Below are 12791 nucleotides of genomic sequence, written 5' to 3'. Positions count from 1 at the left end.
TTAAGCGGGGTTTTCTATTTTTAGGGTGATAAAAATATGGCTTTATTTGAAAATACTTTTGCCTAAAATAAATTCGTATTGATAACGATTTTTTGAATCAAGGAGCAAGGATGTTAATGATTTATCGGGTGATGGTGCCCTTATTACTCATCGTTTTTGTATTAATGGGGTTGTGGGTGAGCTTCCTGCATTTTCCTTGGGATTGGATGATGTATGTCGTAATGGGTGTCGAAGTGCTGCTTGCGACTGTCGTCATGGCGATGGAATATCAAGCTCAAGATGTGGGCGGAGCGAGTGGCTGGGGGAGCTTTGGTTTTCTTGGGTTAAGTGCTTATTTGGCTTTTTTACTTGGTTGTCTGCGTGTGTTGATCTGGAGTTACCAAAAATTTTGGGTTTAAAGATTTAAAACTATTTTATTGTTTGCTAGAATAGTTTCACTTCATTGGGGAGTAGCCGCTCTTTACGCAAAGTAAAGAGGTGATGATCAACATAATTGTTCAACCGAACATGGTCATCATAGCAAAGAACCAAGAACAGCTTCTCAGCTGTGCTTTTGTTGGCAAGACCTTTGATTTACCACTCTGCATCAATCTATTTGATTTTGGCTAGCAGGAGGGGTAGGTCATCGGTATATTTTGCTAGCCAGAGCATTCAACTATGTATGAATTTCTCATTTCCACCTCAATTGTTGCCCTTGCTGAAATGGGTGATAAAACACAACTGCTCGCGCTATTACTTGCTGCACGTTTTCGTAAACCGATTCCGATTCTAATTGCTATTTTATTAGCCACCACCATTAACCATGGTATTTCTGCTGTCTTGGGACAATGGATTACGACTGTACTCAGTCCTGAAATTCTATTGTGGATTTTGGCGCTTGGTTTTATTGGGATGGCGATCTGGATGTTGATTCCAGATGAGTTGGGAGATGAAACTGAAAACATTAATAAATGGCAGAAATTTGGGGTATTTGGTGCCACCTTTATCTTATTTTTCTTGGCTGAAATTGGTGATAAAACTCAAATTGCAACCGTAGCTTTGGCAGCACGATTTGATAGTGTGTTTTGGGTTATGTTAGGCACCACGTTCGGAATGATGCTTGCTAATGCCCCTGCGGTGTTTATTGGGAATAAGCTAGCGGATAAATTACCGATTTCCCTGATCCATAAAATTGGTGCCGCGATTTTCTTGATTGTGGGTGTCTCTACGTTAGTGCAGCATTATTTTTTCTAAATGGTTTGAATTTAGAATCAGTCCAGACCCATCCAGTAGTGATGGGTTTTTCTTATAAATTAGGATAAATATCCAATATCTGATTGAAACATGAACTAAATCCCATTATTTTATTATGGAATTAAAAATATTTCATATTTAAAGAATTTTTCTGGGGTGGTTATGAGTTTTGAGCGGACAACATCGCAAATCTTGTTTGATAATGGCACACATAAATGCATTAGTTTTACCAGTTTGGTTAAAGGGGAAGGTATTCAGGCCAATCAGTTTTTAATTATTGATCATGATCGGGCGGCTGTTTTAGATCCTGGTGGCGACCTGACTTATGTGCCTCTCACCATGGAGCTTAATCGCTATACCAAACTGAAAAATCTGGATTATGTGATGGCTTCGCATCAAGACCCAGACATCATTACCTCAATGCCACGCTGGCTGGTCTATACCGATGCCAAAGTAGTGGCATCCAAACTGTGGGCGCGCTTCTTACCACATCTCAACTCTGCCTTTATGAGTGAGCGCATGAAGGGGAATTGGGAGGAACGTTTGATCGAATTGTCAGATACAGGCCAAATTATCAGTTTAGGTGACTCTACGATTGTTGCAGTGCCTGCACATTTTCTGCATTCCGTTGGTAATTTCCAGTTTTATGATCCAACTGCCAAAATCCTATTTTCGGGGGATATGGGTGCTTCGATTGTTGATGATGCGAGTCTACCGATTACGGATTTTGAGGCACATACTAAAAAGATGAAAGGTTTCCATCAGCGCTATATGTGTTCCAATAAAGTGATTCGTTTATGGGTTAACATGGTGCGTCAAATGGATATCGACATGATTGTGCCGCAACATGGAACCGCTTTTGTCGGTAAGGAGATGATCAATCAATTTCTAGACTGGATCGAAACGCTGGCATGTGGTGTAGATTTGATGAATGAATCTGTTTTTAGTTTACCCACTGAAATGAGCTAAATTTCTGCGTCAGGAAAATGACTGGAAAATACATAAATTGCTGATTGAGCACTCTTGTCGACATGAATAAATTTTCTTAGGATTCATCAGATAAAGGATTGAATTTGATAACGAGAATTTTAAGAAAATGTTGTCTCAAATTGCGACACCAGATGCGTGTGTCAGTTGTGGTGCCTGCTGTGCAAATTATCGTGTTTCTTTCTATTGGGCTGAGGCAGAACAGATCCCTGAGCACATGGTTGAACCGCTTACAGCCGTCTATTCCTGTATGAAGGGAACCAATCAAGCACAAGTCAAATGTGTGGCTTTGCAAGGGGAAGTGGGGCAGCAAGTGAGCTGTTCCATCTATCCATTTCGCAGTTCAAGTTGCAAGGAAGTGCAGATTGCCGATTCACATTGTAACAAGGCTCGGTTGGCGCACAAACTGATTCCGTTGGTTACGATTGAGCAGCAGCCCTCTGAAAATAATGACAATTATGGTCAGGTTTGCTAACTGGATTGATAGGATTTGGCAGGGATAAGCGTGCATCAAAAAGCTTTTTAAGCAACGCTTGAAATTATTTTCATCATAGAAAATGAAAATCACATCGAAATTTGTTTATAATAGCTCACGGAAATTACCAGTGAGATTGTTATGCTGACCATCGTTCAAGAAGCGCTAACCTTCGATGATGTCTTATTACTTCCTGCCTACTCAACTGTTCTCCCAAAAGATGTCTCCTTAAAGACACGTTTAACTCGCGGAATTCAACTTAATATCCCTCTCGTTTCTGCTGCAATGGATACAGTGACTGAATCACGTATGGCAATTGCGATGGCGCAAAATGGCGGTATTGGTATTTTGCACAAAAACATGGATATTGCAGCGCAAGCTGCTGAAGTTCGCCGTGTGAAAAAATTTGAAGCTGGTATGGTAAAAGACCCAATTACGGTTGGTCCTGAAACAACAGTGCGTGAGCTGATTGCGATTACCCAAGCGAATAATATTAGCGGTGTGCCTGTTGTAAAAGATGGCAAAGTTGTGGGGATTGTCACAGGTCGTGATACACGCTTTGAAACCAATCTTGAGCAACCTGTAAGCAACATCATGACAGGTCAAGATCGTCTCGTGACTGTTCGTGAAGGCGAATCGAAAGAAAATATCCAAGCATTGCTACAAAAGCATCGTATTGAAAAAGTTTTGGTTGTTGGTGAGAACAATGAGCTTAAAGGCTTAATTACTGTAACTGACTTCCGTAAAGCGGAAAGCTACCCAAACAGTTGTAAAGACGATTTGGGTCGTTTACGTGTTGGTGCTGCAGTTGGTACAGGTGCAGAAACACCAAGCCGTGTAGAAGCGTTGGTCGATGCAGGTGTAGATGCGATTGTGGTGGATACTGCCCATGGTCATTCAGCGGGTGTCATTGAACGTGTACGCTGGGTTAAAGCAAACTACCCGCAAGTTCAAGTCATTGGTGGAAATATCGCAACAGGTGATGCAGCATTGGCATTGCTTGATGCAGGTGCAGATGCGGTGAAAGTCGGTATCGGTCCTGGTTCGATCTGTACAACACGTATTGTGGCAGGTATCGGTATGCCACAGATTTCTGCAATTGATAGCGTTGCGAACGCACTGAAAGATCAAATTCCTTTGATTGCAGATGGTGGTATTCGTTTCTCTGGTGACATGGCGAAAGCGATTGGCGCTGGTGCGAGCACAATTATGGTCGGTTCACTACTTGCCGGGACTGAAGAAGCGCCTGGTGAAGTTGAATTCTTCCAAGGCCGCTACTACAAAGCGTATCGTGGTATGGGGTCATTGGGTGCAATGGCAGGCGTATCTGGTTCTGCTGACCGTTACTTCCAAGACGCTAAAGCGGGTGCGGAAAAGTTAGTGCCAGAAGGAATCGAAGGTCGTGTACCATACAAAGGACCAATGGGTAACATCGTACATCAAATGATGGGTGGTTTACGTTCATCAATGGGGTATACGGGTTCATCTGTTATTGAAGATCTTCGTCAAAATGCGAAATTTGTGAAAATTACATCAGCAGGCATGTCAGAGTCACATGTTCATGACGTGACAATTACCAAGGAAGCACCAAACTATCGCGTTGGTTGATTTTTGGTAATTTTGCTGATTGAAAAACCGTCAGGACACTGACGGTTTTTTTTGTTTTGGTGTAAAGTGAATACGATGAAGAAGGATATGGTTAGACACCATATAAAGATAAGAAAGTGAGTAAAAGATGAGCTATTTTGGTACTGATGGAATTCGCGGCAAATTTGGACAAATGCCAATTACCCCAGAGTTTGCATTAAAATTGGGTTTCGCAGCAGGAAAAGTATTAAAGAGAAATAGCCCTAAAAATAAACCGATTGTAGTACTGGGGAAAGATACACGTTTGTCGGGTTATATTTTAGAAGCAGCATTGCAAGCAGGTTTGAATGCTGCGGGCGTTTATGTCCATTTATTGGGACCATTGCCAACCCCTGCGATTGCACATTTAACCCGTGCGTTGCATGCACACGCGGGAATCGTCATTTCGGCTTCGCATAATCCGTATTTTGATAATGGGATTAAGTTTTTCTCGAGTGAAGGCAAAAAACTTCCAGATGCAATTCAAGAGCAGATCAATCAAGAGCTAGAGAAAGATCTTGTCATTGAGGACACAGCGAATCTGGGCAAAAGTGTACGTGTAAAAGATGCCAACGGCCGTTATATCGAATTTTGTAAATCGACTTTCCCATATCATTTTGACTTGCGTAATTTAAAAATTGTGGTGGATTGTGCTAACGGAGCAGCGTATAGCGTTGGACCATCGGTTTTCCGTGAACTAGGTGCCAAAGTCATTCCATTATTTAATGAGCCAGATGGTTTAAACATTAATGAAAACTGTGGTTCAACCCATCCTGAGCAATTGCAAAAAGCAGTGATTGAACATAAAGCCGATCTTGGTATTGCTTTTGATGGTGATGCTGACCGTGTAGTGATGGTGGATAAAAATGGTCAGTTGATTGATGGTGACCATATCCTGTATATCCTTGCAACACAGGCGAATAATAAGCCAGCGGGTGTTGTTGGCACAGTGATGAGTAATATGGCACTTGAGTTGGCATTAGAAAAAGCCAATGTGGCTTTTGTACGTGCGAGTGTTGGTGACCGTTATGTATTACAAGCACTTGAAGAAAATGCTTGGATGACAGGTGGTGAGCCTTCAGGCCATATTCTGACTTTAGATAAGAGCACTACAGGTGATGCAATTATTGCAGCATTACAAGTACTCACTGTGATGGTAGAACAAGGCAAAGCACTACATGAGTTGGTTGAGGGCTTTGTATTATTCCCTCAAGTGTTGGTCAATGTCCGTTTACAAGACATGATTGACCCGTATTCGATTCCTACTTTGGTGGCTGAATTTGAAAAAGCGGAACAGCAACTAAAAGGTCGTGGACGTTTGTTGATTCGTAAATCAGGGACAGAACCTGTGATCCGTGTCATGGTCGAAGGTGATCAACAACAAGAAGTTGAAGCATTAGCGAACCATTTGGCAGATGCAGTACGAGCTCAAGCCCAAGCTGCTTAAGGGAGAGCGATCATGAGTGATGTGATTAAGGACCTGAGCGAACTGCGCTTGAGTTACGAGCAAGGTGAATTGCATGAAGCACAAATCAGTGAGCAGCCACATTTACAGTTTCTAAATTGGTTTAATCATGCATTAGGTGCTCATCTACATGAGCCTTATGCTATGTCTCTAGCGACAGCAAATGTTCAAGGACGTCCGCATGTACGTACGGTTTTGTTACGTGGTGCGACGGAAGCAGGTTATGACTTTTATACCAATTATGACAGTCAGAAAGGTTTAGATTTAGCTGAAAACCCGTATGCAGAATTACTGTTTTACTGGCCAAGTCTAGAACGTCAGGTACGTATTGGTGGTCGGGTGATGAAGATTTCCGAACAAGAATCGACGGATTATTATCATAAACGTCCACGTGATAGTCAGATCGCCGCGCATATCAGTACCCCACAAAGTGGTGTAATTGAGAGCCGAGAATTATTGCAACAACGTTTTCAAACATTGCAGAGTCAAGCCCAGAATCAACTGGATAAGCCTGAATTTTGGGGGGGGTATCGCCTCGAAGCAGATTACTATGAGTTCTGGCAAGGGCGACCAAATCGCTTACATGACCGTTTAAGTTATGAAAAACAAAACGGTCTTTGGACTATACAACGTTTGATGCCATAAATGACACAGATTCAAATTCAAAAAAGACCATTGCTTACACGCCCTGAACAGTTTCAGGGCGTGCCTATGTTTATCGCCGAAATTTTGGCAAGACGTGGCGTACAGTCTGAGCAAGAGTTGGAACTGAAGCTTAAACACTTGCTATCTCCAGAGCTTAAGGGATTAGAGCAGGCAGTTACATTGATTGATCAAGCCATTGATCAACAAAAGCAGATTGTCATTGTGGGAGACTATGATGCTGATGGTGCAACCAGTACTGCATTGATGGTTTTAGCGTTGAAAGATATGGGTGCCAAAGTTGAGTATCTGGTTCCTGATCGATTTAAGTATGGTTATGGACTCACGCCTGCAATTGCTGAATTGGCAAAACAAAGTTATCAGCCAGATCTTTTGATTACCGTGGATAATGGCATTTCCAGCCATGCGGGTGTAGACACTGCTCAAGCTTTAGGTATGCAGGTGATCATTACTGATCACCATTTAACCACCAAGCCGACACCTTGCGCTGAAGCTGTGGTTAATCCGAACCAACTCGGTTGTGAGTTTTCAAGTAAGGCTTTGGCTGGGGTTGGGGTGGCTTTTTATGTATTGGCAAAATTAGCCAGTTCACGCAGCCAGCAAGGCAAAAGCAGCAGTAAAGTGGCCCAATATCTCGATTTGGTTGCATTGGGCACTTATGCTGATGTCGCCAGTTTGGATTATAACAATCGTATCTTGATTGATGCAGGTTTAAAACGTATTCAGCAGCATCAATGTCGTGCTGGTATTTTGGCTTTACTGGATATTGCAGGGCGAGATGCCGCCAGTTTACGTGCACAGGATTTAGGTTTTGTTGTTGGTCCTCGGATTAATGCGGCAGGTCGTATGGAAAGCATGCGGATCGGAATTGAATGCTTGCTCGCAGCTGATATGGCAACAGCTTATCCGATTGCACAACAGCTGAATCAGCTGAATATTGAACGCCGTCAGGTTGAAACTGAAATGAAGCAACAGGCTATGCAAGCCTTGCAACATATTCAATTAGAAACCTCACATTTGCCTGCTGCGCTGGTGATGTTTGATGAACAATGGCATCAAGGCGTGATTGGGATTGTGGCTGGTCGTTTAAAGGAACAGTTCCATCGACCAAGTCTTGTCTTTGCTCCAGATGAAGATGGGATCCATATCAAAGGTTCCGCACGTTCGATTGAGGGGATTCATATCCGAGATACCATTGAGCAGGTGGCGGAGCAATATCCACATTTGGTTAGTCATTTTGGTGGACATGCGGCTGCGGCAGGTTTAACCCTAAGAAAAGAAAATTTTGATGAATTCAAAACTATTTTTACCCAATCTGTTGCTGAAATGGATGAAGATTTATTTCATGCTACCTTGTGGACGGATGGTGAACTGACTGATTCAGATCTGCATTTGGGCACATTGGACTGGATTGAGCAATTGGGTCCATGGGGGCAGAAATTTCCCTTACCGCAGTTTGAAGGGCGGTTCAAAGTGATCGATTATCGTTGGCTCAAAGAGCAACATTTAAAACTCAAATTGGCGGTCGGATCACATTCTATTGATGCGATTGCATTTAATGCGGTGGACCGTTTTGAATTTAATCCAATGCTGGGTTATGTGGATTTAGTTTATACCTTGGAACGTAATGTTTTTAATGGCAACACCAGTCTGCAACTGCAAATTGCTTATTTAAAACAATAAAAAAAGCCCTGAATGATTCAGGGCTTTTCCGATATAAAACAGTTCTGTTCAAGTCTTAGAAGCGGTATGCACCACGAAGACCGAATGAAGTGTAGTCGTTATCAATATACGATTTATCGTTACCGAAACCTACACGACCTTCCAAGCTCACTTGTTGATTGAAGAATTTCTTCGCAGAAATACCCCATTCATTTGAGTTGATGAATGTGTTGTCATAATCAAGTTTTTGATAATCTACACCAACACTTAAAGTTTTGTCGATGAAGTAATCACCTTTTAACTTTACTTCTTTGTTGTCACCAAAAGCGGTATATGCTTCTAGGTTCACATCATTTTGACCCATTTTAGTCACATACTTGGCACGAAGCGTTGGGCTTGTTTCACGGTCGCCGTCTTTCACGTCAACAGTTTTTGCACCTGCTGCAACCAATAAACCAGGTGCTGGTAAGTAACCCACTTCAGCTGAATAATGGTTGATTTTTAATTTGTCTTCATCAGTCGCATATTTAGAATTTGGTTTGATTTCTTCACGGCCAATATTACCGCTTAAATAGAAATCGCTGTTAGGAACAAAGTATTCAATACCTGCGCCATATTGATTGTTCTTGAATGCATCATCTTTTTCATAAGCGTACTGTGCTTTTACATTGCTCGCACGGTCAAGGAACGCTGCTTCTGCAAGAGGTGCATTACGTGTTTGTACTGGATTAAAGTAATATTTGCCGTCTACGCTGAAACGATCACTGTCACCAAAACGATCTTGGTCTTTATAGGTATAAGAACCACCTACCTCAGCTTGATAAGCATGAGCAGTTCCTGTTACTGCGATTGCAGATAAAAGTGCTGATGCAATTGCTAATTTTTTCATGGTTGTTTCCTCATTAAGATTTAAACCAAGTGTTAAACACTAATACATGTTTTGTTACAACTTGAGTCTAGAGCAATTTTCGTGATCGTCAATCTTGATAAGGTAATCGAACAGTACGAATGTAATTGACTTGTAATTTTGACATTTTATCTATTTGATATTTATTGTAAAAAAATCATTGTTTTGATTTATTAAAACTTAGGAGAGATTGTGTGTTTTAGTGCGCTTGGTCTAATTTTTATACAAAAACTTGGATCTAGCATATCGGACTAAACATTTCAGGCATAAAATTAAGTAATTTAAAAAATCAATTTTAATAAATAAATGTATTCAAAATGACATGGCTGTGTCGACTAAAACAGTTATGTTAAAATAGCGGATTAAGTGAAAAAATAGTGTGAGAAAAGACGCGTGGAAATTAATCCGTATTTAATTCAATTGAAAGACTTATCTGATCGTAGCCAAACACTACGGGGGTATCTTTGACTACGATCTAAAAGCTGAGCGTTTAGAAGAAGTTTTAAGAGAATTAGAAGACCCTGCGATTTGGAATGATCAAAGCCGTGCTCAGGCCATCGCTAAAGAAAAGGGCAGTTTAGAAAACACATTAGGTGTATTTGATCGTCTTGCTGAACAGTTAGATGATGCAAAAGCCATGCTTGACCTTGCGGTTGAAGCGGATGATGAAAGTTTATTGTTGGATGTTCAAGCAGAATTAGACAGTGCTGAACAAGCATTAGGTAATCTTGAATTCCGCCGTATGTTCAGTAATCCGATGGATCCAAACCCTTGCTTCCTTGAAATTCAATCAGGTTCAGGCGGTACAGAAGCACAAGACTGGGCGTCGATGCTATTGCGCATGTATCTACGTTGGATCGAACGTCACGGCTTTAAAGCTGAATTGATGGAAGTATCAGATGGCGACGTGGCTGGGATCAAATCAGCAACCATTCGTGTGGATGGTGAATTTGCCTATGGCTGGTTACGTACCGAAAGTGGTGTACACCGTTTAGTACGTAAGTCACCATTTGACAGTAACAACAACCGTCATACGTCGTTCTCTGCGGTATTCATCTCACCTGAGATTGATGACAATATCGAAATTGATATCAATCCATCTGATGTCCGTACGGATACTTATCGTGCTTCAGGTGCGGGTGGTCAGCACATTAACAAAACGGACTCTGCAGTTCGTTTAACTCACGCACCGACAGGTATTGTGGTGGCGTGTCAGAACCAGCGTTCGCAACATGCCAACCGTGACCATGCGTGGAAGCAATTACGTGCCAAACTCTATGAATTGGAAATGAGCAAACGTAATGAAGCGGCTCAAGCCTTAGAAGACTCGAAGTCTGATATCGGTTGGGGAAGTCAGATTCGTTCGTATGTGCTAGATGATTCACGCATTAAAGACTTGCGTACAGGTGTGGAAAATTCCAACACCAAAGCAGTTTTGGATGGTGACTTGGATAAATTCATCGAAGCAAGTTTGAAACAAGGTTTATAAGTTTTAATCCAATTAAAACGGCAATCTCGTTCAGTACCTACTGGTTAATCGAAAAAATATGATATTAATATCGAAAAAAATGGATATTAATATTTGAAAATTTCGATATACTGGATTTAGGTGCTGAACAAAGTGTTGCCGCTTGAGAAACGTGGTGAGTCTATGGATATTGATGTTATAAGCAAAGCCTTAGCCAATCCATTACGTCGACAGATTTTGCAATGGTTGAAAGAGCCTGAGCAATTTCTACCCGTTGAGCAATGTGGTGGTAGTTTTGAACGTGGTGTATGTGCAGGGCACATCGAACGTTTAGGAAAAGTTGCACAATCGACTATGTCGAATCATTTGTCTGTACTACAACAGGCAGGTTTGATTAATGTCGAGAAATATGGACAGTGGTCCTATTTCACGCGCAATGAAGCTTTGATTCAGCAATATATCGAACATTTAAAACAAGCACTTTAGATCGAAGAAGTGTAAGTTGAGGCGATCATGGCTGAACTAAATTCTACTTTGCAAGTAGGTGATTTCACGATTAAAAACCGCTTGGTTTTAGCTCCGTTAACCAGAGCGCGTAGTGGTGAACAACGTATTCCAAACGATTTAATGGTGGAATATTACCAACAACGTGCCAATGCGGGTCTTATTCTTACCGAAGCAACGGTGATTAGCCCAAAAGCAGCGGGATATGCCAATACGCCAGGCTTGTGGTCGCAAGAACAGGCTCAGGCATGGCATAAAATTGTTGAAGCTGTGCATGCACAAGGTTCAAAAATTGTGGTTCAGCTTTGGCATGTTGGACGTATTTCACATCCAGACTTGTTGGATGGTGATACGCCTGTGGCGCCAAGTGCGATTCAACCTGCTGGTGAAGTCAGCTTACTTCGTCCAAAGCGTCCCTATGTAACGCCGCGTGCGTTATCGCATGAAGAAATTCAAGAAATCGTTGCGCAATATAAAAATGCCGCAGAACAAGCGAAAGCAGCTGGTTTTGACGGTGTGGAACTGCATGCGGCAAATGGCTATTTGATTGACCAATTCTTGCAAAGTAAAACCAATCATCGTGATGATGAATATGGCGGTTCAATTGAAAATCGCGCGCGTTTATTGCTACAAGTGGTCGATACCTTTATTGAAGTTTGGGGTGCTGGTCGAGTTGGTGTGCATCTTGCGCCACGTGGTGATTCGCATGATATTGGCGATGAAAACCCATTGGCGACATTTGGTTATGTCATTGAGCAACTGGATCAACGCAATATTGGCTTTATTTTCACACGTGAATATGAAGCTGCAGATAGTGTTCTGCCAAAACTACGCCCGAAATTTAAAGGGGTGTGGATTGCCAATGAAGGTTTAACTTCTGAATCTGCGAAACGTATTTTGGCGACAGGCCAAGCGGATGCAGTTTCATTCGGTAAACAATATATTGCGAATCCAGATTTATTCGAACGTTTGCAACATGATTTACCTTTAAATCCACTTCAACCACAAACCTTATATGCTGATGGTGCTGAAGGTTATACCGATTATCCTGTATTCGAAAAGCTAGAAGCTTAGTCCGCTTTAAGACTTCAAAAATGACTCATGCGATTTACTAAAATTGCATGAGTTTTTGTTTTAATTCTCAAAATGGTCGATTAAATTTTAGGCAATAAGTCAGAGGAAGCATCTGTACAATTTGTACTATGTACCCATAATCCTCTTTTTGTGACGAAATAATTATGAAAATCAGCCACTTCAAAATTATAAACTTTTTGGCGAAATGCTTCCGCTAAAACATAAACTTCTTGATTATTCACAATGAATGGGCTGGGTGAATTGTCTTCCATCACCCCACTGGCACCTAAATCGCCAAATTCATATAAACTAAAATATTCAACATCTTCAATACTAACTCCTTTTTTGTCTGCATCAAATACATTACTAGGATGGTAACTGCCTGCAACATTAGTCATAGTCGTTTTGCGTAAAGGATTAACCATAAAGACCAAAGCAAAGATTTCTGGATCATGTGTTTCTATAATTTGACCATTTTTCAACTCATCCAGACGAGTCCAACCTAAACCCTTAACCCAAAATGGATGGTTAGGAGTTACCATATTACTGACCATCATACCTTTATGGGACAGTTGTAATAACTTTCCCTTATGTAACTTTGAAATGTCAGTATTGGCTTTAATTTGAAAATATGTTAGTTCCCAAATCTCCTTATCTTCATAGGAAACAGTATGTAGAACAGGCTTATAACAAAGTTCTCCCTCTCCATTTGTGGCTTAGACAGAAC

At 41.4% G+C, this 12791-nt stretch carries 13 protein-coding genes and 1 riboswitch; of the genes, 11 read left to right on the top strand and 2 right to left on the bottom strand.

What is annotated here, in order from left to right; translation table 11 throughout:
- The first annotated feature begins 110 nt into the window (after nucleotides 1–110).
- The 8 genes from F909_RS13320 to recJ all read left to right on the top strand — a co-directional run bounded on the left by F909_RS13320 (nucleotide 111) and on the right by recJ (nucleotide 8132).
- Nucleotides 111–398: a hypothetical protein gene (locus tag F909_RS13320; RefSeq protein WP_005147650.1), complete on the top strand. Its 288-nt coding sequence runs from the start codon at nucleotides 111–113 to the stop codon at nucleotides 396–398.
- A 34-nt stretch (nucleotides 399–432) separates the two neighbouring features.
- A riboswitch (yybP-ykoY riboswitch) is annotated at nucleotides 433–573 on the top strand.
- Nucleotides 574–657: 84 nt separating this feature from the next.
- Nucleotides 658–1233, top strand: coding sequence for a TMEM165/GDT1 family protein (locus F909_RS13325; RefSeq protein ID WP_004657162.1), 576 nt, complete (start codon nucleotides 658–660; stop codon nucleotides 1231–1233).
- A gap of 162 nt (nucleotides 1234–1395) precedes the next feature.
- Nucleotides 1396–2202: an oxygen-binding di-iron domain-containing protein gene (locus tag F909_RS13330; RefSeq protein ID WP_005147647.1), complete on the top strand. Its 807-nt coding sequence runs from the start codon at nucleotides 1396–1398 to the stop codon at nucleotides 2200–2202.
- Between the two features lie 127 nt (nucleotides 2203–2329).
- The gene (locus tag F909_RS13335) at nucleotides 2330–2695 is read left to right on the top strand and encodes a YkgJ family cysteine cluster protein (protein WP_005147646.1); all 366 of its coding nucleotides are present in this window, start codon (nucleotides 2330–2332) and stop codon (nucleotides 2693–2695) included.
- Between the two features lie 141 nt (nucleotides 2696–2836).
- Entirely contained in the window at nucleotides 2837–4303 is a 1467-nt protein-coding gene (gene guaB / locus F909_RS13340; protein ID WP_005147644.1) for an IMP dehydrogenase, read from the top strand.
- 127 nt (nucleotides 4304–4430) lie between these two features.
- Nucleotides 4431–5768 carry a phosphoglucosamine mutase gene (glmM, locus tag F909_RS13345; RefSeq protein ID WP_005147643.1) on the top strand — a complete coding sequence of 446 codons (1338 nt, stop codon included), beginning with the start codon at nucleotides 4431–4433 and terminating at the stop codon, nucleotides 5766–5768.
- 12 nt (nucleotides 5769–5780) lie between these two features.
- The gene (gene pdxH / locus F909_RS13350) at nucleotides 5781–6431 is read left to right on the top strand and encodes a pyridoxamine 5'-phosphate oxidase (protein WP_005147642.1); all 651 of its coding nucleotides are present in this window, start codon (nucleotides 5781–5783) and stop codon (nucleotides 6429–6431) included.
- A complete protein-coding gene (gene recJ / locus F909_RS13355; protein ID WP_005147641.1) occupies nucleotides 6432–8132 on the top strand; it encodes a single-stranded-DNA-specific exonuclease RecJ in 1701 nt (566 codons plus the stop codon). It abuts the gene before it with no gap.
- A 55-nt stretch (nucleotides 8133–8187) separates the two neighbouring features.
- Here recJ and F909_RS13360 read toward each other — a convergent pair whose 3' ends face one another.
- The gene (locus F909_RS13360; RefSeq protein WP_005147640.1) at nucleotides 8188–9000 is read right to left on the bottom strand and encodes a putative porin; all 813 of its coding nucleotides are present in this window, start codon (nucleotides 8998–9000) and stop codon (nucleotides 8188–8190) included.
- A gap of 411 nt (nucleotides 9001–9411) precedes the next feature.
- On the opposite strand from F909_RS13360, the gene prfB reads away from it, so the two are divergent.
- The 3 genes from prfB to F909_RS13375 all read left to right on the top strand — a co-directional run bounded on the left by prfB (nucleotide 9412) and on the right by F909_RS13375 (nucleotide 12064).
- Nucleotides 9412–10507 (top strand): peptide chain release factor 2 gene (gene prfB / locus F909_RS13365; RefSeq protein WP_096089470.1). Its coding sequence is split into 2 segments (ribosomal slippage): nucleotides 9412–9483 and nucleotides 9485–10507, totalling 1095 coding nucleotides; the frame shifts between segments, so codons are not numbered across the junction.
- Between the two features lie 162 nt (nucleotides 10508–10669).
- On the top strand, nucleotides 10670–10972 hold the full coding sequence (locus tag F909_RS13370; RefSeq protein ID WP_032863220.1) for an ArsR/SmtB family transcription factor: 303 nt from the start codon (nucleotides 10670–10672) through the stop codon (nucleotides 10970–10972).
- A gap of 27 nt (nucleotides 10973–10999) precedes the next feature.
- Nucleotides 11000–12064, top strand: coding sequence for an alkene reductase (locus tag F909_RS13375; protein ID WP_005147629.1), 1065 nt, complete (start codon nucleotides 11000–11002; stop codon nucleotides 12062–12064).
- A gap of 80 nt (nucleotides 12065–12144) precedes the next feature.
- Here the strand turns inward: F909_RS13375 and F909_RS20505 are convergent, their stop codons facing one another.
- On the bottom strand, nucleotides 12145–12606 hold the full coding sequence (locus F909_RS20505) for a hypothetical protein (RefSeq protein ID WP_157407582.1): 462 nt from the start codon (nucleotides 12604–12606) through the stop codon (nucleotides 12145–12147).
- Between the last annotated feature and the right edge of the window lie 185 nt (nucleotides 12607–12791).

Origin of the sequence: Acinetobacter sp. ANC 3929 (assembly GCF_000369405.1) — a bacterium.
GTDB lineage: Bacteria > Pseudomonadota > Gammaproteobacteria > Pseudomonadales > Moraxellaceae > Acinetobacter.
Note: the sequence above shows the minus strand (reverse complement) of the source record. Positions and strands in the feature narration are given on the sequence as shown.

What these genes read in the sequence shown, in the direction of transcription:
- F909_RS13330 (WP_005147647.1), top strand. Translation starts at nt 1,396, where the DNA reads ATGAGTTTTGAGCGGACAACATCGCAAATCTTGTTTGATAATGGCACA.
- F909_RS13335 (WP_005147646.1), top strand. Translation starts at nt 2,330, where the DNA reads ATGTTGTCTCAAATTGCGACACCAGATGCGTGTGTCAGTTGTGGTGCC.
- F909_RS13370 (WP_032863220.1), top strand. Translation starts at nt 10,670, where the DNA reads ATGGATATTGATGTTATAAGCAAAGCCTTAGCCAATCCATTACGTCGA.
- recJ (WP_005147641.1), top strand. Translation starts at nt 6,432, where the DNA reads ATGACACAGATTCAAATTCAAAAAAGACCATTGCTTACACGCCCTGAA.
- F909_RS13360 (WP_005147640.1), bottom strand. Translation starts at nt 9,000, where the DNA reads ATGAAAAAATTAGCAATTGCATCAGCACTTTTATCTGCAATCGCAGTA.
- F909_RS13325 (WP_004657162.1), top strand. Translation starts at nt 658, where the DNA reads ATGTATGAATTTCTCATTTCCACCTCAATTGTTGCCCTTGCTGAAATG.
- F909_RS13375 (WP_005147629.1), top strand. Translation starts at nt 11,000, where the DNA reads ATGGCTGAACTAAATTCTACTTTGCAAGTAGGTGATTTCACGATTAAA.
- F909_RS13320 (WP_005147650.1), top strand. Translation starts at nt 111, where the DNA reads ATGTTAATGATTTATCGGGTGATGGTGCCCTTATTACTCATCGTTTTT.
- pdxH (WP_005147642.1), top strand. Translation starts at nt 5,781, where the DNA reads ATGAGTGATGTGATTAAGGACCTGAGCGAACTGCGCTTGAGTTACGAG.
- glmM (WP_005147643.1), top strand. Translation starts at nt 4,431, where the DNA reads ATGAGCTATTTTGGTACTGATGGAATTCGCGGCAAATTTGGACAAATG.
- F909_RS20505 (WP_157407582.1), bottom strand. Translation starts at nt 12,606, where the DNA reads ATGGTAACTCCTAACCATCCATTTTGGGTTAAGGGTTTAGGTTGGACT.
- guaB (WP_005147644.1), top strand. Translation starts at nt 2,837, where the DNA reads ATGCTGACCATCGTTCAAGAAGCGCTAACCTTCGATGATGTCTTATTA.